The sequence below is a fragment of the Winogradskyella algicola genome (assembly GCF_005869935.1).
GTDB lineage: Bacteria > Bacteroidota > Bacteroidia > Flavobacteriales > Flavobacteriaceae > Winogradskyella > Winogradskyella algicola.
In genome coordinates this window covers 163,214-185,038 of sequence record NZ_SZQF01000003.1, presented here as the reverse complement: position 1 = coordinate 185,038, position 21,825 = coordinate 163,214, and the positions used below count along the sequence as shown (strand labels likewise).

Genomic DNA, 21,825 nt, shown 5'->3' with positions numbered 1-21,825 from the left:
GTATTACCATATGATTTTTATCATTTTAACGTAATTGTTAGAGTAGTACATTATTGTATCTTTACACTATGCTAGAGTCTTTCAAAAGCCATATTGAGGAGCATTTCCCTTTCCTTAAAAACGCTCGTAATGTCATTGCTATATCTGGAGGTATTGATAGTGTGGTGCTTGCACATTTGTGCCACAAACTCAATTTTAATTTTGCCTTAGCACATTGCAATTTTAATTTAAGAGGAAAGGAAAGCGACGCAGACGAAGCTTTTGTTTTGGAACTAGGTGAGCAGTTAGATGTTGAAGTTTTTATTCAGAATTTTGATACGGAAGTCTATGCTGAAGAAAACAAATGTTCTATTCAGATGGCAGCGCGTGAGTTGCGATATGATTGGTTTTCTGAATTAGCGCAACAGCTAAACTTCGATTACATCTTAACAGCGCATCACGCAGATGATAATCTCGAAACGTTTCTAATCAATTTCACCAGAGGAACTGGACTTAATGGATTAACCGGAATTCCTGAACTAAATGATAATATTGCAAGGCCTTTATTACCATTCTCTAGAGCAATTATTGAAGCCTATGCAAAAGCAGAACACATTACATGGCGAGAAGATCTAAGCAATGCATCTCGAAAATATTTAAGAAACAAACTCCGTCACGATGTAGTACCAGTGCTTAAGAAAATTAATCCGCAATTATTAGATAGTTTTCAGAGTACATTAGCGTATTTAAATGATACAGCAGACATTGTAGAAGAAAGCCTAAATGCTGTGGCTAAAAGAGCAATAACAGATATTGACGAAAATCATATAACGTTTAAAGTTTCAGAATTTAAAAAAGTAAATAATCCAAAAGCATATTTGTTTGAAATGTTCAAGGATTATGGGTTTTCAGCATGGAATGATGTTGTTAATTTGCTTGATGCTGAAACGGGAAAGTACGTAACTTCAAGCACGCACAAACTTACCAAACATCGCGAATTTCTAATTCTCACAAATTGTCATTCTGAACTTGATTCAGAATCTCTTAGTGAGTTGTTTTTGACAAAGTCAGATATCAAAATAGGTAAAGTTCAAACACCAATCGGTATTTTGTTTTTTGATGAAGCGGATGCTTTAAAAGATAATACACAAACCAAAATTTATGTGGATTTAGAAAAACTAAAATACCCCTTAGAACTTAGGCAATGGCAAACCGGAGATGTTTTTCATCCTATTGGTATGAAAGGCAAAAAGAAAGTGAGCAAATATCTTAAAGATGAAAAGTTAATACCAATAGAAAAAGAAAATACTTTGGTTTTAACTTCAGAAAATAAAATCGTTTGGGTTGTTGGGGGAAGAGCAGATGACCGTTTTAAGGTTACAAACCAAACCAATCGTATTTTAAAAATAGAATTAAAATAATATTGTCATTCCTGCGTAGGCAGGAATCCATTTATAATATGACATTAAAAGGAAACATCGTAGATATCCAAAAACGCAGTATCTACAAAGGAGAAATCACCATAGAAAATGGTAAGATTAAATACATTAAAAAAAAAGACTGTATAGAAAACCACTACATCTTACCAGGTTTTGTAGATGCACATATTCACATAGAAAGCTCAATGTTAGTGCCATCAGAATTTGCCAAAGTCGCTGTAAAACACGGTACGGTAGCCACAGTTTCCGATCCACACGAAATAGCCAATGTGCTTGGTGTAAAAGGTGTGGAATTTATGATAGAAAACGGAAAGCAAACGCCTTTTAAATTCAATTTCGGTGCACCAAGTTGTGTGCCAGCAACACCTTTTGAATCGGCTGGAGCTGTTATAGAATCTGATGACATAAAAAGATTAATGGCAAATCCAGATATTAAGTATTTAGCAGAGCTAATGAATTATCCTGGTGTCATTTACGACGATGCAGAAGTGCTTAAGAAAATTGAGTGGGCAAAACATTACAATAAACCAATCGATGGCCATGCACCAGGTTTACGAGGTGAGGATTTAACCAAATACATTTCTGCAGGTATTTCAACCGATCATGAGTGTTTTACTTACGAGGAAGGCTTAGAAAAACTTCAAAAAGGCATGAAAGTTATCATTAGAGAAGGAAGTGCTGCCAAAAATTTTGAAGCCTTGATAGGCTTGTTAAATGAACATTACCAAGATATGATGTTCTGTAGTGATGATAAGCATCCAGATGATTTGTTGATAGGACATATTAATCAACTTTGTGCAAGAGCAGTAGATAAAGACAATGACATTTTTAAAGTCCTTCAGGCTGCTTGTGTTAATCCTGTTAAGCATTATAATTTAGATGTTGGTTTGTTGCAAGTTGGTGATACAGCAGATTGTATTGTGGTTGAAGACTTAACCAATTTTAAAACCCTTCAAACCTACATCAATGGCGAATTAGTTTACGATCATGGAGAATCTAAAATTAAACATATCAATTTCGAAAACCTAAACAATTTTAATACGAGCAAAAAAACAGTTGAAGATTTTAAGGTTGAAGCTAATAAAGAGTCATCAGGCGATGTCACACTGAGCGCAGTCGAAGTGTCTAAGTCATTTAAACATCCAAAAATCAGAGTTATTGAATGTCTAGATGGTGAGTTGGTCACCAATCAAATCATTGAAGATGCTACTATTAAAGATGGCAATCTAGTCTCTAACACAGAAAGCGACATCTTAAAAATGACTGTTGTTAATCGTTACCAAAACGAAAAACCAGCAATGGCATTTATAAAGAATTTCGGACTTAAAGAAGGAGCAATTGCAAGTTCTGTTGGTCACGATTCCCACAATATCATTGCCGTTGGAGTATCTGATGGTGCCATTTGCAAAGCGGTTAATCTTATTATTGAAAATGAAGGTGGTATTTGTGCTGTAAGTAATACAGAGCAAAAAGTAGTCGCATTGCCTGTTGCTGGTATTATGAGCGATAAAGACGCTGAGACTATTGGAAAACAGTATTCAAAATTAGATAAAATGGCAAAACAATTAGGCGCCACACTTCATGCGCCATATATGAGTTTGTCGTTTATGGCTTTGTTGGTGATTCCAGCTTTAAAACTCAGTGATAAAGGTTTGTTTGATGGAGGGAAGTTTGGGTTTACGGATTTGAATGTTAATTAAATCATAAACATTTTCGTCTAAGATTTATAACTATCTAAAAGTCTAACAATCTCACTATCTTTAAACCTTTCAAAAAAAACCAGCCTAAATATGATTAAGAATTTCACCATTGTTTTATTACTCTTTTTAGTTTTAGTTAATTGCAAAGACGAAAAACACCAAGCACTCGAAAATCCTGAAACTGAAAAAGCAGAAGATACTTTCGTAAAGGATAATTATACTAAAAAAGAGGTAATGATTTCCATGCGAGATGGTATTAAGTTGCACACAACAATTTATTCGCCAAAAGATACATCTAAGACCTACCCAATCTTAATGATGCGTACTCCTTACAGTTGCCGACCTTATGGAGAAGGTGAGTTTAGGAGTAAAATAGGACCAAATAAATACCTTATGGAAGAAGGTAATATCATGGTGTATCAAGATGTTCGTGGTCGTTGGAATAGTGAAGGAGTTTATGATAATATGCGTGCTTACATACCAAATAAAACAGGTAATGAAACCGATGAGGCTAGTGACACCTACGATACTATTGAATGGTTAGTCAATAATGTTGAAAATAATAATGGCAAGGTTGGAACTTACGGTATTTCGTATCCTGGATTTTATACCACGTATTCGCTTTTAGATGCGCATCCAGCTTTAAAAGCAGCATCACCACAAGCCTGTATTGGCGATTTCTTTTTTGATGATTTTATTCATAATGGTGCCTACTTATTGAGTTATTGGCGTGCAACGTCGGTATTTGGTTACATGAAAGATAAACCAACAACAGAGTCTTGGTACAAATTTCCAGATTTAGGAACCGAAGATCAACATCAGTTTTTCTTAGATCATATGCCATTAAGCAAGTTGAATAAATTTTACGACAGCACTAATGTGTTTATGGAACAATTAAAAACACATGTTACTTATGATGATTTTTGGAAAAGTAGAGGTATTATTCAGCATTTAAAAGATATAAAGCCAGCAACAATGATTGTGGGCGGACAATTTGATGCTGAGGATTTGTATGGTCCTTATAATACCTATGAAAGCATTGAAAACAATAGCGATAATTATAACACACTACTTTTCGGACCTTGGAGTCATGGAGATTGGGCAAGAACTAAAGAGCGTCAAGTTGTGGGTAATATTCATTTTGGAGATGGTATTTCAGATTATTTTCAAAAAGAAATTGAAACAAAATTCTTTAATCATTTCTTAAAAGGCGAAGGCGATGGCAACACAGGATTACCAGAGGCACATATGTTTAATACAGGTACAAAAGCATGGCAGTCTTTTGAAAGCTGGCCACCACAAAACACAGCTAAGGAAAGTTACTTTTTACAACCATACGAGCGCTTAACACAGCGAGCTACAAGAAACATCGCAACTTCAGATTTTATAAGCGATCCAAAGAAACCAGTGCCTTATACAGAAGATATCAAGGTTGGATTCACACCACGAAAATTCATGACTGACGATCAACGTTTTGCATCAAGACGTCCAGATGTATTAACTTTTGAAACCGAAGTTTTAGAAAATGATATGACGCTTGCAGGTGATATTTTAGCAAAGTTGAATGTATCCACCACAGGAACTGCAGCCGATTGGATTGTAAAAGTAATCGACGTGTTTCCAGCAGATACAGAGAACACTGACGATGTGCAAGATCATTTAAAATTGAGCAATTACCACATGATGGTACGTAGTGAAGTGTTACGAGGTCGTTTTAGAAACAGCATGGAAACACCTGAACCTTTTGTGCCAAACAAAAAGACAGCAGTAAATATTAAGTTGCAAGATGTGTTTCATACGTTTAAGAAAGGACATAAAATTCAGGTGCAAGTGCAAAGTACATTCTTCCCTTACATAGATGCTAATCCTCAGACGTATGTAGATAATATTTTTAAAGCCAAAGAATCAGACTTTAAAGTGCAGATGCATAAGGTGTTTAATGATTCGTCTATTGAGTTTACTGTACTTAAGTAAAATAATAAATGTCAGTTCGAGTGAAATTGCTTCTGGCAATTTTGTATCGAGAACTTAATTTTTTTGACTTCTCGATACAATTCCTCATACTTCGGAATCACTCGAAGTGACGATTAGAAATAATCGCTGATTACTAAAAAATGCCAATAATAGAATCCATATACAAACCACCATTTTGGGCAAAGAAAAGCTTTGTGTCTACAGTATTTTCAGGATTAGCCAGAACCGTGAATGGAGTAGCGCAAACCAGAGAACGTATTGAGCTAAAGGATGGTGATTTCATAGATGTAGATTGGAGTTATGCTGAAAACCCTTCAAATAAAGTAATTATTCTATTACATGGTTTAGAAGGCAATGCGCAACGACCATATATTACAGGATCAGCAAAATTATTCAATGAAAATGAAATAGATGCATGTGCAGTAAACTTTAGAGGCTGTAGTGGTGAACCTAATCGTTTATACAGAAGTTACCATTCTGGCGCTACTGAAGATTTAGAAGTAGTCATTAACCATATTTTAGAGAAAGACAAATACAGCGAAATCTATATCAAAGGTATTAGTCTTGGTGCTAACATGGCTCTAAAGTATTCTGGTGAGCGTGAACAATTACCAAAAGAATTAAAAGCCATTGTTGCTGTGTCGTCACCATGTTATCTAAAAGGCTCTTGCGATGCATTGATGAGTTTGAAAAATAAACACTATGCTATCAGATTTTTGGCACATCTTAAAGATAAATTGAAGCCTAAGTTGGAACAGTTTCCACAAGATATTTCCATAAGAGATTTTAACGCAATTAAAACCTTGGTAGATTTCGATGAGGTTTACACGTCAAAGGCTCACGGTTTCAAAAGTGCGGTAGATTATTATGAACAATCTAGTAGTTTACAATACTTGCCAAGCATTACCATTCCAACTTTAATTATCAATGCACTTAACGATTCATTTTTATCTGCTGAATGTTATCCCGTTAAGGAAGCAAAACAAAATCCTAATCTTTATCTTGAAATGCCAAAGTACGGTGGCCATGTTGGATTTATTGATAAAAAGAATGTGTATTATAATGAAAGACATGCTTTGGATTTTGTAACAGAACATGCTTAACTTTTTTTTGTAACTTACACATATCAAAACCCTAAGACTTAAAAATAGTTCTTGTTGACTGCAAACTAATTTTTAAGCCATGTCCGAAAATCAATCTACAGAGGTAAATCAGCCTCAGAAAGAAGAGCATACCAGTTATCCACCAATTGAGTTTATCAATAATGTAGTCATTGGTTTTGGTAGGTTTCTAAAGTCTTCATATCTCAGCATAACTTTTATTGTTATTATCCTATTGTTGGTGCAATCCTTAGACCAGGCTAATACATTATTGGTAGATATGATTGAAAAGGACAAGCTATCCTTGGTCTTATGCTTTGCGGTTATATCCTTTTTTGCGGCAGTTTTGTCTCATTATCCGATCTATATTTATTATTCAAAAGACATTAATAATAGTAAGGATGTCCACTCATGGTATGCCTATAAATTATGGCTCAATTATTACATCTTTACTTATAAACGCTTGGATGATGATTATGAACAGGACTATAAGGCTAAGTTTTTTAGGCAAGTATTAGGGCTGGTTATATTCTCAATTTGGCATTACTACATTTATCAAACATTCTATCCAAAACTTGTTGTAACACCAGAGATTATTGGTACTACAAAATATTTGACTTTCGCTTTGGCTATCGTGCCAGTAGTGAGTCTCATTGTTCTGTTATATATGCTTAATAGGTATCAAACAGGAAAAAGAAACGCAAAAGACATTAATAAAACCTTGTACGATAGTATTGATGATAAACGAAAGAAGTTTACACGAAGAGGTGCTTTTTCACTTTTAGTCCTAATGGTTGTTGTAATTTTGACTGCAATTTTAACCTCAGCATTACTAAAATTTAATTTATTAGGTTATTGGCTATTGCAAATAATGACATTTTTAATCACAATGCTATATGTTTTATTTAGAGTGTTTAGGGTGTATGTTATCTCCTATAAATTTAAGTTTTATCACATTAGCAACAGTGTAGGTTATTTGAGGTTTTATTTGGTCGTTTTCTTAGTACTCATTGCACATTTAGTCTATTCTAATCTTGCGGTTTATTTTAATTTTTGGTTAGCTAATGCCATGTTCATTCTATTATCCTGCTTTTTTATTATCTATTACATTCTAGCCTGTTCACTGAAGTATTATTTTGTTTTAGATGTACTAAAAGATCAGAAGGAATACTTACTAAAAGTAAGAACAAAGAAGCCTAAAATTACTTCGGTTGGCTATTTAAATAATTCAATGCTTATAAAGAAAGAGAATCGAGAGAAACTTCTAGATTTAGATGATCAAAAGGCGTTTGCAGAGCGAAGACGTCGTATTTCATCTGTTTTAACCATTTTGTTTTTAATCATTGTTGCTATATCATTAAATGCAGAAAAAAGTACTCATGAGCTTGAAGTATTTAACACCAATGGAGAAGCTTGTGAAACTATCGATAAGACGAAGAATTCTGTTGAAATGGATGCTTTTAAATCCAAAATTTTAGAGAATGTACCAGAAAATGAATCCATGTTGTTTGTAGCTGCGCATGGTGGTGGTCTAAAAGCAAATATTTGGACGATGAAAGTGCTCAATGAAATTCAAAAAAAGTCAGAAGGTCAATTCTTCAATCAATCCGTTTCTCTGTCAGGAGCTTCAGGTGGTATGATGGGATTGTCGTTATACTCCGTTTTAAGCGGTAGATATCCAAATGATTTTACTGCTATTGCAGTAGAAATAGATTCTGTAGCCTGTGAAAATTTTGCTTCAAGAGATGTTGCATTTACATTCGGTTACGATTTTGTAAGAAAGTTTGCTCCGTTTCATTTGTTAGGTAAATATAGAGATCGCTCATACTATGCCATGGCACACTATAGAAATGTTCTAGAAGATAAAACCTCAATGACTCTAAGTAACACATCATTTAATACCTATTGGAAAGAGAATATATACGATACTAACAATAAATACTTTCCTTCGTTAATTGTTAACACGGCAAAAACTAATGGTAAGCGAGGTGTGTTTTATTCTATAGCATATGAAGGCAATATATTTTCAAATTCAGATAAATTATCTCAACTCAATGATGGTCATATTGCATTTTATGAAGCAGTATCGTCGACCAATAGATTTCCTGCGTTAAGTCCTGCAGCCAAGATAAAAGGCTATGGTCATTACATAGATGCAGGAGCTATAGATAATAGTGGACTTTTAAGTTCTCTGGATTTGTACACCTACTTTCAGAAAGACAACAGATTTAATAATAGAAAAAAGGTTTTTGTCGAAATTCTCAACGGAAAGAGTAGCTATATATGGTATCTCATCAAAGAGTTTGAAAAAACTATGAAAGCCAACGGAAAAACCTATGCAGAGCACATTTTTATTGATGAAATAGAACAAGACAATATAGTTGCAGATATTAAAACAGGTTTAAATCTTGATAAGATACCAAACTATTTAAGCGATATGTTAGAAGGTTGGCAAGACGACGGAATTATTACATACGTTCCTGTTTATCTGCCATTTCGAGTTATGATTAATGATGTAGAAGACTTTATTGGTGGTGATATTGAATGTGAAACATTAAGAGGTGAATTAGAAAAGTTTTTAGACATTCAAAATAAAAGATTGGATGAAGATTTAAACGATACAGGTTCCGTTTGGAGTACTTACGAGCCTACTTTGGCAAGACATCTTAGTAAGAGTACTATCAAATATTATGATAATACTATAAAAGGTAAGATTATGTCTGAACAAATAAACAAAGTTTTAAAGTTGTTGAAACAATAATTTAAATCTGTTTTTAGTAAAAACCAGTGTTTCGTCACTTCGAGTGTTCCGACGAAAGTGTCGGAATGTATCGAGAAGTATAATATTATAAAAATATAGAACAGTTAATTTAATACATATGATAGTACTTTTAGATAATGGTCATGGTGGTCTCATAAATGGAGAGTATACTACACCAGGTAAGCACAAGGATTGGGGCGCAGATGGAATTATTTACGAAGGTGAATTTAACAGAGCCATTGTTGGTGGTATCATTGAGCAATTAACAGTGTTAAAAATAAATTATGTAAATATTGCTCCAGAATATCGCGATGTACGATTAGAAACACGCGTTAATCGTGCTAATAAATATCCAGCAAGAAAAAGTTTTTATCTAAGTATTCATAGTAATGCTGGTGGAGGACATGGTAGTGAAATCTTCACTTCACCTGGAAATACCAAAAGCGATAAGATAGCAACTATTTTTGGTGAAGCGTTTAAGGAAGAATTTCCTGATCGAAAATTACGAACAGATTTCTCTGATGGTGATTTAGACAAGGAAAGACGCTTTTATGTGTTGACCAAAACCAAAATGCCAGCCATCTTAACCGAAAGCTTCTTTATGGATAACTTAGACGAGTTTAAAACAATCCTAAATACAAGAGAAGGCCGCCAAAAAATTGTGGATTATCATGTAAAAGCAATTGTTAGAACTAGAGATGAAATCTTTGGATAATACTGTGTTATTGTTTTTCATTTAAAAACTTTTAAGATGTTTTTATAATTTTCCTACATTTAAGCAAATCAATTCTTTATGCTCAAAAAAGTTTTTGGAAGTGCAGTTTTTGGTGTCGAAGCTACAACGATAACGGTTGAAGTAAATGTAGATAAAGGTGTAGGTTACCATTTAGTCGGACTTCCAGATAATGCTATAAAGGAGAGCAATTACCGTATTGCAGCAGCTTTGCAAAATAACGGTTATAGAATTCCAGGAAAGAAGATTACTATTAACATGGCACCAGCCGATTTACGCAAAGAGGGTTCCGCTTACGATTTAACGTTGGCTGTTGGAATTCTTACAGCATCTAATCAAATTAAAGCAGAAAACTTAGACGAATATCTCATCATGGGAGAATTGTCTTTAGATGGTAGTTTACAGCCTATTAAAGGCGCCTTACCCATTGCTGTAAAAGCGAGAGAAGAAGGCTTCAAGGGTTTTATTCTGCCAAGTCAAAATGCCAAAGAAGCAGCCATTGTTAATGATCTTAAGGTTTATGGTGTGGATAATATAGAACAAGTCATCAATCATTTTGATAAAGGTGAAACTCTAGAGCAAACTATCATCAATACACGAGAAGAGTTTTATAAAAACCTTGATTTTCCTGAATTCGATTTTGCAGATGTTAAAGGACAAGAAAGTATAAAACGCTGTATGGAGATTGCGGCAGCTGGTGGTCATAATATTATTCTTATTGGTCCTCCAGGTTCTGGTAAAACGATGTTGGCAAAGCGTTTGCCAAGTATTTTGCCACCAATAACATTGCATGAAGCATTGGAAACTACCAAGATTCATTCTGTTGTTGGTCGTGTCAAAGATCATACAGGATTGATGGCGCAGCGACCGTTTAGAAGTCCACATCATACCATATCGAACGTCGCTTTAGTAGGAGGTGGTAGTTATCCGCAACCAGGTGAAATCTCACTATCTCATAATGGAGTTTTATTTTTAGATGAGTTGCCAGAATTTAAGCGTGAAGTTTTAGAGGTGATGCGTCAACCCTTGGAGGATAGAGAAGTGACAATTTCTAGAGCAAAGTTTACAGTCACTTATCCAAGTTCGTTTATGTTAGTGGCAAGTATGAATCCAAGTCCAGGAGGCTATTTTAACGATCCTGATGCGCCAGTAACCTCTAGTCCTGCGGAAATGCAACGCTATATGAGCAAAATTTCGGGACCGTTGTTAGATCGTATCGACATTCATATTGAAGTAACTCCTGTGCCTTTTGAAAAGCTATCCGATGACCGAAAAGGCGAATCTTCCGTAGATATTAGAAAACGTGTTACAGCAGCCAGAGAATTACAAACCAAACGCTTTGAAGCTTTAGAAAACGTGCATTATAATGCTCAGATGAATACCAAGCAAATACGTGAGTATTGCAAGTTAGATGACGCTTCTTTAGAGCTTTTAAAGTCTGCTATGGAGCGCTTAAATCTTTCTGCCAGAGCATACGATAGAATTTTAAAAGTTTCTAGAACTATTGCAGATTTAGAAGGTTCAACTGATGTTACTGGTGCGCATATTAGCGAAGCTATTCAGTATCGAAGTTTGGATCGCGAAGGTTGGTTGGGATAACCAATTCCTGCGAATGCAGGAATCTCTTAATTAAAATCATTTACCTAAGTATAGCCGTTAGAATTAAGTGTGTTTATAAAAAATGAGTTCTAATTGTTTTATGGATAGTAAATTTATTTCCAAAATCACTGCAACCTTTTGTGTTTTTTTCATCTTATAAGAAAACCAATATTATGAAGCATAAAATTTTACCATTAGTACTTTTTGTTGCCCTGTGTTTGCAATTAACCAGTTGTAACAATGATGATGAAGGATTATTAGATCCTGTTACTGTAACAATTCCTGTTATTAAATCTAAATCAGAATTTAGAAATTCAATAGCAGTTACAGATGCGCAACCCACAAATTCTGATGGAAAAATATATGTTTATGCAGATTTGCTGTTCTACATAGCACAAAACTCAGGTATACATATCTTTAATAATCAAAATCCTGCTTCACCTATAAATTTGGCATTTATTCAATTAGAAGGTGTTAATGATATTTCTGTAAAGAACGATATTCTTTATGCAGATAATTATATGGATCTGGTGGTTTTTGATATTAGTAATATGTCTAATATTCAATTGGTTAACACAGAAGAAGATATGTTACCTTTTTATGCAGACTATCCTAGTGATGTATCTTACTTTCAAGGCGTAGAGTACCCAGCTTCAGAAGATGAGTTTATAGCAGGATATACTACAATAGAAATGGAAAGATCAGTTGTAGAAAACGATCCAAATATTTACAGCTGGAATGACGATGTTTTCTGGGGATGGGAAAATTTTGACGGAGCTGTTTTAGTAAATGAAGTTGGTGTTGGAGGTTCTTATGCTAAATTTCAAATTTTCAATAATGCGTTATATACTATCAGTGATTATTCATTATTAACTTTTGATATAAGTAATTATAATGCTATAACTCAGGTTTCAGAAACCTGGATGGAAGGTTGGTTTGGAGGAGCTGTGTTAGAGACTACCTTTATAAGAAAAGATTACATGTTTATTGGCGCTACAAACGGAATGCATATCGTTGGGCTTCAAGATGAGTTTAATCCAGCTTATACATCGTCATTTTTACATGCAACAGGTTGTGATCCCGTAGTTGTTGAAGAAAATACAGCTTACATTACTATTAGAGGTGGCAATAGTTGTGGTGCTATAGAAGATCAGGTAAATGTTATCGATGTTTCTGATATTACATCTCCTTTAGAATACTCTAGTTACTTTTTAGCAAGCCCTTACGGTTTAGGAATAAAAGATAATATTCTCTATGTCTGTAATGATGATGGTATTAATGTGTTTAATGCTGAAAATCCAAGTAACATAGTTTTAGAAAACACGTATAATGTAGATTCAAAAGATGTTATACCACTTTCGTCACATCTTATCTCTGTTGGAGACAATGTAATTCACCAATTTAATTATACAGATAACTTCGGGTTAGAGCTAATAGGAACTGTTCAGTTCTAGAACAAAATATGTTTCTTTTATTATAATGCTCTAAATATGAAATGGTTATTGATTGTTTAATAGTAAATATTAATAAATTTATTACGTATAGTAAACATCTAGATTAATACCAACTTGGATAATAAACTTCGTATACTCGTACAAAAATGTATTGAGAAAGATAGGGAAGGGCAGCGCGAATTATACACGCTGCTTTCACCTGTATTGTACGGTATTTGTCTAAAATATATGAAGAATAAAACCGAAGCAGATGATGTTTTTCAGGATGCGTTTATAACGCTTTTTCAAAAGATAGATCAATATAAATTTAAGGGAAGTTTTGAAGGTTGGGCAAAACGCATTTTTGTAAACGAAGCTTTAGAGGTTTTGCGTAAGAAGCAACGTCAATTACATATTGCTGTAAATACTGAAATTCAAATTGAAGATAATTATGATAATACAAGTGAGAATAACAGAATTTCAATAACGCAAAACGAATTAATAAAGCATATAAAGCAGTTGCCAGATAATTATAGAATGATTTTTAATCTATTTGTTTTTGAAGGTTATAGCCATAAGGAAATATCTGAAAAATTAAATATTGCGGAAGGTACGTCAAAGTCATTATTAAGCAGAGCAAAAAATCTGTTGCGATTAAAAATAAATGAGGAAACAAGTAAAAAAGTATCATGAAGAAGGATAATATTGAAGAGATATACAGCGAACTAAAGTCCTTCACTCAGGAACCTCCAAAAGAGCTGTGGGATAATATAGAAGCTAGGTTACACCCTAAAAAGAAACGCAGAGGAGCCTTTTGGCTTTGGGGCTCAGCGGCAGCAATTTTGATGTTAATGTTAGCATATACATTTTATAAGCCAGGAAATGATGGTATTAATATACCGATTAATGAACCTGTTAAAGAAATTTCAAACACAAAGCAACCAAATGATGAAACAGATAATGTAACACATAAACCTGATATAATTAATGATGAAATTGTTACTAGTAAAACCAGTAAAGACTCTATTGAAGAAAAAATAAAAACTACTAATAATACTTTACAACAGCCAAACTATAACCAATTTGCAAATAGTGAGACTTCACAACATGCAAAAAATAAAAATGAAGACAATAAACTGAATAAAACACAACTTAAAGAAAGCGTAAAAAGCAATAGTAAAATAGCTGAAACTATTGATGATAAAAGCAGAGATAATATTAAATCTGTGCAGGATAAAAATAGTGAGCTCATTCCTAATTTATTAAAGAAAAATGAAAGTTTAATAGAAAAAAATAAAGAGACTGCGATTGCTGGAATAGATTCTATTACAACTGATAAAACAGATGTAAAACTAGATTTGTACGAAGAGTTAATGGCAGAGCGTAGTCATGAAAATGATTCTGTAGATACTAATGTTGCGAATAACAATAAATGGTCAGTAGAAATTTTAGGAGGATTATCTAATACTACCTCAGATGCATCTTTTCAGCAAACATCTGTAAACACGAGTCCTCAGAATGATTTTGTATATGCTTTTAAAGTGGGTTATTCAATATCAGATAAGGTGCAGATAAAGACAGGTGTCGGAAGGAATAATTTAGGTCAGCAAGTAAATAATATTGCTTATGCAACAGCTGACGGGTCGCTATCGTCTAATGAAGGTCAGACCATTGTAAGTGATGAGTCTTTAGTGTTCTTTGGTTCAACAGAGTTAGCTAGCAATGATGCATCATTTAATGAATTTAGTGAGAATGGAACGTTGCAGCAACAGCTCGATTATGTACAGGTTCCTTTAGAGGTTTTTTATAAGCTACTTGCTAAGGAAAAATATGATCTATTAATTGGGTTTGGAGGTAATGTTAATTTTATCTCCGACAATAAGGCTTACCTCAATGGTGAAGAAATAGGTGAAAATATAGGTGTTGACCATACTATTTTTGGGGCTACTTTAAGTACCAATTTTTCTTATTATTTAACCAAAAAGACTGTGCTGTTTTTAGAGCCAAGCTATAACTATTTCGAAAAACCTATTGATAATAACGCTCAAAATTTTAAAAACACACAGCTAAGGATTCTATTTGGGCTACAATTCAAACTTTAAAAAAGCATGAATTAGCCTAATCGTTCTTTAGAAAATAATTAGTGACATTGGCATTGTTACCATAGTTGTGAACCCATTCAAACTTTAACTCTTTCCCGATAATAAAGCTGTAGCTCTTTGAAGCCATTTTGCCAGAAGGGTCTTTTTCAAATGCCATAATAGTGCCCAAACGGGTTAGATCCATATAGTGATTTTCTGAAATTGGGAGTAATTCTACTTTGGCCAGTTCAGTTTTGTTGTCTTTTCGTTTGTAATAAAACTTACCATCTTCTATCCAAAATTTCCTTGGGCCATAATCACCAGAAAACGCTTCATTTTGCTTTAAAATGGTAGCTTTATCGTTGTCTTTAATGTACTTTAAATAGGAAATTATATTGGGTATATAACCATGTTTTGGGTTTTCTACTTGTGCTTTTTCGTAAAGTTTTAAAGCATTTTCAAAGTCTCCCTCATCGAATGCTCTGTGTGCATTTCGTATTGACTCATCTTCTTTCCAATACCAATAAGAGTTTGTGTTGTTGTAATTAATTTGATTGTAATCAAGACCAATAGGTTTGCCCGAATCGCTTAGTATGAGGTCGCATTTTTTTACACCATCATTTAAAAACCCTGACACAGCAGAGTTTTCCCCTGCAGGAAAAAATGCTTGCATAGTTTGGTTTTTAACGTACTGTATAAGTCGGTTGTTTTCTATCCAATATATTTGTTCTTGCTCGTTAAAGCTTGCCCTGTAAGTACCTTCAAACTTTTTTAGTCTAGAGATATCATAGCCTTTTTTCTTAAGGTAGGCAATGGCAGTATCGTAAGCCTGAGCTCTGTATTTTGTGTAAGGATAAAGTGCTTTTATGTCCTCTAAAAGTTTTTCTGCTTTTTTGATGTTACCTTTAAAAATTAATGGTTGAAGCCTAAAAATTTTCAGATTCGGGCTTAAAAGTTCATATTTTTTGATCTCTTCAATTAGCATTTCGTCATTACCGTTTACTAGCGCAGCTAAGGCAAGGTTGGTGCCTGTATCAGGATTTTGGTCAATATCAAATAATTTAAAAGAAGATTCGTAAAACTTGTCAGTTTGTTTTGTTTCACCGTAAATGCTAAAAAGTACATCATTGTAAAATTCGTTATGTGGATCAACCTCTAATTGTAATTTTACCTGTTCTGTAGCTTCATCAAAATTTTCATAAGCTAAATTTCGTTGTATGTAAACTTCAAGCTGCTTCTGTAAAGGCAACTGTGTTCTATATTCAAAGGCTTTGTCTGCTAAGTCTTGTACTTCTAGTTTCCCTCTACTGACGCGCAATGAGCGTTTTGCGTATTCTAAATAAGCCAGTGCAAACCTTTTGTCTATAGCTACGGCTTTATTGTAGTTACCTTCAATAAACTCTCTAATAGCTTCTAAAGAGTCGCTCATAAATTCATTGATAGGATAGTCAAGATACCGTAATTCTTTGCTCTCAACAAAGCCAGAATTTTCTATTACAAACAAAGAGACTTCATCAATAAGAGGTAAAAGATCCTTGCCTGTAAAAGTGTTTTTCTTTAATACTTTTCCGTTGTTTGCTTTTCGCTTGTAAGCAGTAATACTGTAGTTTTCTCCTTCTTTTTTAAAGTTACCATCAATATAAAAATCATTAAAAATAGTTGACTCTTCAATTTTTGTAGAAGTATCTGTATAGAAAGAAAAATCTGGACTTAAGCTTTTATTCTGACTTAAGTCTTCTTCTAAGAGCCTTCCAATACCATATTGCATCCAATCTAGAGATTTGTCATTACTTAGATTTTTAAATCCATAAATAGGTACGCCAATTCTAAATTCTTCTTTGGTTATCGTTTTACTTTGTGCCACACCTTGCTCATCAGTGTAATTAATTTCTTTTGTCGTTGCACCTAGATCACTATTGCCAAACCCAAAATAAAGGCCTATGAAGAGTAGAATAAAATTAAGCGGAATAAGAATTTTTTCTCTCAGTTTTACGATTCTTTTACCCAAACGCTCTTGGTGATAAAAATAGATGAGTAACGATGGGCTAATGCCAATAAAAAACCACAATAAAATATCTACCCAATGTGGCGATATGTTGTAACGGTTTAAAACCCAGTCCACAAACTGAAGAAAGGTCCATGCCGCAACCAAATAGGCTGCAAAGAATTTCAGTGTATTAATCCATTTCTTTTTGGCTTCAGGAGTCATATTTTTCTAATAGCTTTTTTTGAAAATACAATGCAAAATTCTTCATTAAAGATAAACAGTATTGTGAGTATATCAAGAGTAATCGGCCAAAAGTTATGTAAAACTACTTTTTAATGTATTTTTACTAAGCTATCAAATACCTTTAAAAGTATTTATACACAGATACTATTATGAAATATTTTAAACTTCTATTAGTGCTTCTTCTGTTAGTCAATTGTCAGAATTCTGAAGACACATCTAAAAAAAATACAATTGAAGAAAAAGTAAAAATCGTTGAGGTTCCTATGTTAAACCTAGAGCAGGCGAATCGCTTAGCAACATTACCAATTCATTGCATCAATACCGAATATCCTAACAAGCTAGGACAGGTTTTAGGAGGTAATGAAGATTTAAAATCTCCACAAGAATTGCATCCTGCTTTTTATGGCTGTTTCGATTGGCATTCGGCTGTACATGGCCATTGGAGTTTGGTAAAACTGTTGAAAGAATTTCCGGAGTTGAATAATCGCGAAGACATTATTCAAAAATTATTAGCTAACATTTCAAAAGAAAATATAACGCAAGAGGTTTTATATTTTAAAGGAAAATACAATACATCTTACGAGCGTACTTATGGTTGGGCTTGGTTGCTAAAGTTGGCTGAAGAATTGCATATTTGGAATCATGCTGAAGCTAAAACCTTAGAAGAAAATCTTCAACCTTTAACCGATTTAATCATTGAGCGTTATCTAGAATTTCTTCCAAAGCTAAATTATCCAATTAGAGTAGGAGAGCATCCTAATACTGCTTTTGGGTTGAGTTTTGCTTACGATTATGCTTTGGTTACTGAGAATGCACAATTACAAACGTTGATTGAAACCAGAGCAAAAGAATTTTATTCAGACGATCAAGATTGTCCGTTAGAATGGGAGCCGAGTGGTTTCGATTTTTTATCACCTTGTCTAGAAGAAGCTGCATTAATGAAGCGCATACTGCCAAAAGAAGAATTTTTATCATGGATTAATGATTTTCTTCCAGAATTAAATAATGAAGATTTTGATATCGACGTTGGTAAAGTGTCAGATAGAACCGATGGTAAATTGGTGCATCTCGATGGAGTGAATTTTTCAAGAGCATGGAGTCTAAATTACATTGCGAAGGATTTACCAGAGTTTAATCATCTTGAAAATTTAGCAAATAAACACATCAACTATTCTTTGCCAAGCATTGTTGGTGATAGTTATGAAGGAGGCCATTGGTTGGGTAGCTTTGCTATTTATGCACTAAACTCAGTAAGTAACTAATGAAAAACTGGTTCAAAAATATTGGGCCAGGACCTTTGGTAGCTGCTGCATTTATTGGTCCAGGAACGGTAACCGTTTGTACTTTAGCAGGTGTTAACTTTGGATATGCCTTACTTTGGGCAATGGTATTGTCGGTTTTTGCAACTATAGTTTTGCAAGAGATGGCAGCACGATTAGGAATTATTGCGCAAAAAGGATTGTCACAAGTCATTAGAGAAGAGGTGAAAAGTCCTGTTTTAAGAGGTTTTAGTGTTGTTTTAGTATTATCTGCTATTGTTGTTGGTAATGCGGCTTACGAAGCAGGAAACATCAGTGGCGGTGCGTTGGGTTTAGAAACACTTTTAGGGCATACAACCTTTAGTGTGTTTAATGTAGAATTGTCTGTTATTCCATGGATATTGGGTTTGCTAGCCTTTATATTATTGTACTTAGGAACTTATAAAGTGCTTGAAAAAGTTTTAGTCAGTCTCGTTATTTTAATGAGTTTAGCTTTTCTTTCAACTGCAATTCTTACCAAGCCAGAGGTTACTAGTATTGTGAAAAATATGCTGATACCGCAATTCCCTAATGAAGGTATATTAACTATTGTAGCGCTTATTGGTACAACTGTAGTGCCTTACAATCTGTTTTTGCATGCGTCTTTGGCAAAAACGAAATGGAACAAGAAATCGGATATTCAATTAGCCAGAAAAGATACTGTTTTGGCTGTGGTCTTAGGAGGTATTGTTTCCATGAGTATTATTATTTCAGCAGCAGCGATTAATATAAAAGATGTAAGTAATGCAGCAGATTTGGCTTTGGCTTTAGAGTCATTATTTGGTGTTAATGCCAAATATTTTTTGTCGGTTGGTTTATTTGCAGCTGGCATTACAAGTGCTATTACAGCGCCCTTGGCTGCAGCTTATGTAGCAAGTGGTTGTTTGGGATGGCAAACAGACTTAAAATCGAAGCGTTTTAGGGCAGTTTGGATGTTTATCTTAGGTCTTGGTGTTATATTTTCTTCGGTAGGCTTTAAATCCATAGAAATTATAAAATTTGCTCAAGTTGCTAATGGTTTGCTATTGCCTGTAATTGCAGGCTTTTTATTGTGGGTTATGAATAAAATATCAGTTTTAGGAGTCTATAAAAACTCAAAATTTCAAAACTTTTTGGGTTTAATTATCTTGGTAATCACTATCTTATTAGGACTAAAAGTAATTCTAAGTATTTTTAATCTTGTATGAGTTTTAAAACTGTAGATATTAATGCCGATGTTGGTGAAGGTTTGGGTAACGAAGCGTTGCTGATGCCTTATTTATCATCGTGTAACATAGCTTGTGGTGGTCATGCAGGTGATGCCAAAATCATGACTGAAGTAGTTCGTTTAGCAAAAAATCATAAGGTGAAGATTGGTGCGCATCCTTCATTTCCTGACGTATTGAACTTTGGAAGAGTAGCTATGGATATCTCAGCTGCAGATTTGTACAGTAGTTTAAAATCGCAAATCCGAAGTTTGCAACAAATTCTGCATAACGAAAATGCACAATTGCATCACATAAAACCCCACGGTGCGCTTTATAATTTAGCAGCTAAGGACGAAAAAACTGCCAGAATAATTATAGAAGTTGTAAAAAGTATTGCTATGCCAATTCAACTTTATGTACCCTATAATTCTGTAATTTCTAAGCTTGCTGAACAGGAAAAAATCAGCGTTACTTTTGAAGCTTTTGCAGACCGAAATTATGAAGAGAATTTAAGCCTTGTTTCGCGTAAAAAAGAGGATGCAATTTTGCATGAAAATTCAAGAATTTTAAACCATGTTTTAGGGATGATTCATCGCGAAAAAGTAACTGCAATTAATGGAGTAGAAGTGCCGATAAAATCATCAACATTTTGTGTGCATGGAGACACTAAAAACGCATTCGAAATTTTGGAATTTTTAATTAAAGAATTACCAAAATATAATGTAAAAATTCAATAGTTTTTTATGGGTTACGAGTTGAAGTTTTCGCGTTATAATGAGTGTTCTATTTTAATAGAATGGCCTGCGGTAATGGATGAAAATATATTGAAAGATATATTGAATTTTAAAAAATCAATTCAAAATTACAACATTAAATTAGTAATTGAAGTAATCAATACATATAATTCATTATTAATAATTTACGATTCAACTATTGATGATGTCTATAGTGAAATTTCACGATTAAAATCGCTTAAAATTGAAGCAGGTACTATTGAGCATACATCATCTAGATTATGGCGAATACCTGTCTGTTATGATGATGATTTTGGCATAGATTTGGAAGCCTTTTCTAAAGAAAAACAGCTTTCAAAAGGAGAAGTTATAAAGCTTCATTCTTCTGCAATATACACTATTTTTTTTATTGGTTTTTTGCCTGGATTTTTATACTTGGGTGGTCTTGATGAGAAGCTTCATTTAGACCGAAAATCCACACCTAATTTAGATATAAAAAAAGGGTCTGTTGGTATCGGTGGAAAACAAACTGGAATCTATCCAAAAAACAGTCCTGGCGGATGGCATATTATTGGTAAAACTCCAGTTGATTTTTTCAATGCAAAAAGTAGTCTTCCATGTGTTTTTAATGCAGGTGACAAGCTTCAGTTTTTTGGAATTTCGAAAACGGAATTTTTAGACTTAGAACAGGATATTAAAAACAATCAATTTCAACTAACACCAGAATTGTATGCTTAGTATTTTGCAATCAGGATTTTTTTCAACCGTTCAAGATCTTGGGAGAGTTGGTTACAGAGATAAGGGTGTGCCTGTTTCTGGTGCTATGGATTTGTATTCGGCGCAGTTTGCAAATGCGTTATTAGGTAATGCTAAAGATGCTGCGCTTATTGAAATGACAATGCTTGGTGGAAAATTTCAGTTTTTAGAACCAACCGTAATTGCTGTTTCAGGTGCTTTTATGAATCCAACACTAAATAGGGACGCTGTGCTTCAGAATAAATTAATTAAGATCCAACCGGATGATGTATTGTATTTTGGAGGTGCAGAGAAGGGCTTTAGGACATATTTGGCTGTAAAAAATGGTTTTAAAACCGAAACTATTTTAGGTAGTAGAAGTATGTATCCATCTGTTACAACCCAGAGTATTATTAACAGAGGTGATTGTCTTCAATATGAACCTTTCAATGTTACGGAATCAGCATTCTCTAAAGTAAAATATGATGATACGCACTTAGAGTCAGGTGTTTTAGATGTTTTTAAAGGTTTAGATTTTGATATGCTTTCAGAAAATCAAAAGCAACAACTGTTTTCAAAAGTTTTTTCGGTTTCAAAGAATAATAGTCGCATGGCATATCAGTTAGAGCCTGTGCTAGATAATAACTTAGAGCCAATACTAAGTTCGCCTGTTTTACCAGGAACAGTGCAATTAACACCTGGTGGAACTTTAATTATTTTAATGCGTGACTGCCAAACAACAGGAGGCTATCCAAGAGTGTTGCAGTTAACTGAAAGCGCCATAAATATTCTAGCTCAAAATTTTTCAGCAAATACAATAAATTTTAGATTAAAAGAGTAAA

Annotated in this window: 16 protein-coding genes; 15 read left to right on the top strand and 1 reads right to left on the bottom strand. The window is 33.9% G+C overall.

The features are described from left to right. Nucleotides 1-68: 68 nt before the first annotated feature. From tilS to FC091_RS06880, 10 genes are all read left to right on the top strand, one after another. On the top strand, nucleotides 69-1,400 hold the full coding sequence (gene tilS, locus FC091_RS06925; protein ID WP_138433554.1) for a tRNA lysidine(34) synthetase TilS: 1,332 nt from the start codon (nucleotides 69-71) through the stop codon (nucleotides 1,398-1,400). 38 nt (nucleotides 1,401-1,438) lie between these two features. After that, nucleotides 1,439-3,118, top strand: coding sequence for an adenine deaminase (ade, locus tag FC091_RS06920; RefSeq protein ID WP_138433553.1), 1,680 nt, complete (start codon nucleotides 1,439-1,441; stop codon nucleotides 3,116-3,118). A gap of 90 nt (nucleotides 3,119-3,208) precedes the next feature. Beyond that, nucleotides 3,209-5,092 (top strand): CocE/NonD family hydrolase, encoded by a 1,884-nt coding sequence (locus FC091_RS06915; RefSeq protein ID WP_138433552.1) that lies wholly within the window; start codon nucleotides 3,209-3,211, stop codon nucleotides 5,090-5,092. A gap of 140 nt (nucleotides 5,093-5,232) precedes the next feature. After that, nucleotides 5,233-6,195 carry a YheT family hydrolase gene (locus tag FC091_RS06910; protein ID WP_138433551.1) on the top strand — a complete coding sequence of 321 codons (963 nt, stop codon included), beginning with the start codon at nucleotides 5,233-5,235 and terminating at the stop codon, nucleotides 6,193-6,195. A 79-nt stretch (nucleotides 6,196-6,274) separates the two neighbouring features. Beyond that, a complete protein-coding gene (locus FC091_RS06905) occupies nucleotides 6,275-8,953 on the top strand; it encodes a patatin-like phospholipase family protein (protein ID WP_138433550.1) in 2,679 nt (892 codons plus the stop codon). A 118-nt stretch (nucleotides 8,954-9,071) separates the two neighbouring features. Then, nucleotides 9,072-9,668 carry an N-acetylmuramoyl-L-alanine amidase gene (locus FC091_RS06900; RefSeq protein ID WP_138433549.1) on the top strand — a complete coding sequence of 199 codons (597 nt, stop codon included), beginning with the start codon at nucleotides 9,072-9,074 and terminating at the stop codon, nucleotides 9,666-9,668. Nucleotides 9,669-9,746: 78 nt separating this feature from the next. After that, nucleotides 9,747-11,285 (top strand): YifB family Mg chelatase-like AAA ATPase, encoded by a 1,539-nt coding sequence (locus FC091_RS06895; protein ID WP_138433548.1) that lies wholly within the window; start codon nucleotides 9,747-9,749, stop codon nucleotides 11,283-11,285. A gap of 173 nt (nucleotides 11,286-11,458) precedes the next feature. Continuing rightward, on the top strand, nucleotides 11,459-12,739 hold the full coding sequence (locus FC091_RS06890; RefSeq protein WP_138433547.1) for an LVIVD repeat-containing protein: 1,281 nt from the start codon (nucleotides 11,459-11,461) through the stop codon (nucleotides 12,737-12,739). Nucleotides 12,740-12,967: 228 nt separating this feature from the next. Continuing rightward, nucleotides 12,968-13,411: an RNA polymerase sigma factor gene (locus tag FC091_RS06885; protein WP_246035812.1), complete on the top strand. Its 444-nt coding sequence runs from the start codon at nucleotides 12,968-12,970 to the stop codon at nucleotides 13,409-13,411. After that, the gene (locus FC091_RS06880; protein WP_138433545.1) at nucleotides 13,408-14,820 is read left to right on the top strand and encodes a hypothetical protein; all 1,413 of its coding nucleotides are present in this window, start codon (nucleotides 13,408-13,410) and stop codon (nucleotides 14,818-14,820) included. The genes FC091_RS06885 and FC091_RS06880 overlap by 4 nt, the downstream gene beginning before the upstream one ends. 16 nt (nucleotides 14,821-14,836) lie before the next feature. Here FC091_RS06880 and FC091_RS06875 read toward each other — a convergent pair whose 3' ends face one another. Further along, nucleotides 14,837-17,008 (bottom strand): tetratricopeptide repeat protein, encoded by a 2,172-nt coding sequence (locus FC091_RS06875; RefSeq protein ID WP_138433544.1) that lies wholly within the window; start codon nucleotides 17,006-17,008, stop codon nucleotides 14,837-14,839. A 170-nt stretch (nucleotides 17,009-17,178) separates the two neighbouring features. Between FC091_RS06875 and FC091_RS06870 the strand changes: the two genes are divergently transcribed. From FC091_RS06870 to FC091_RS06850, 5 genes are read left to right on the top strand one after another with little or no spacing between them, the layout of a single operon-like run. Next, nucleotides 17,179-18,291, top strand: a complete 1,113-nt coding sequence (locus FC091_RS06870; RefSeq protein WP_138433543.1) for a DUF2891 domain-containing protein — start codon at nucleotides 17,179-17,181, stop codon at nucleotides 18,289-18,291. Next, a complete protein-coding gene (locus FC091_RS06865) occupies nucleotides 18,291-19,514 on the top strand; it encodes an Nramp family divalent metal transporter (protein WP_138433542.1) in 1,224 nt (407 codons plus the stop codon). The genes FC091_RS06870 and FC091_RS06865 overlap by 1 nt, the downstream gene beginning before the upstream one ends. After that, on the top strand, nucleotides 19,511-20,251 hold the full coding sequence (gene pxpA, locus FC091_RS06860) for a 5-oxoprolinase subunit PxpA (RefSeq protein WP_138433541.1): 741 nt from the start codon (nucleotides 19,511-19,513) through the stop codon (nucleotides 20,249-20,251). Before FC091_RS06865 ends, pxpA begins: the two co-directional genes overlap by 4 nt. 6 nt (nucleotides 20,252-20,257) lie before the next feature. Beyond that, nucleotides 20,258-20,986 carry a 5-oxoprolinase subunit PxpB gene (pxpB, locus tag FC091_RS06855; protein WP_138433540.1) on the top strand — a complete coding sequence of 243 codons (729 nt, stop codon included), beginning with the start codon at nucleotides 20,258-20,260 and terminating at the stop codon, nucleotides 20,984-20,986. Continuing rightward, on the top strand, nucleotides 20,979-21,824 hold the full coding sequence (locus FC091_RS06850; protein WP_138433539.1) for a 5-oxoprolinase subunit C family protein: 846 nt from the start codon (nucleotides 20,979-20,981) through the stop codon (nucleotides 21,822-21,824). Before pxpB ends, FC091_RS06850 begins: the two co-directional genes overlap by 8 nt. Nucleotide 21,825 lies beyond the last annotated feature (1 nt).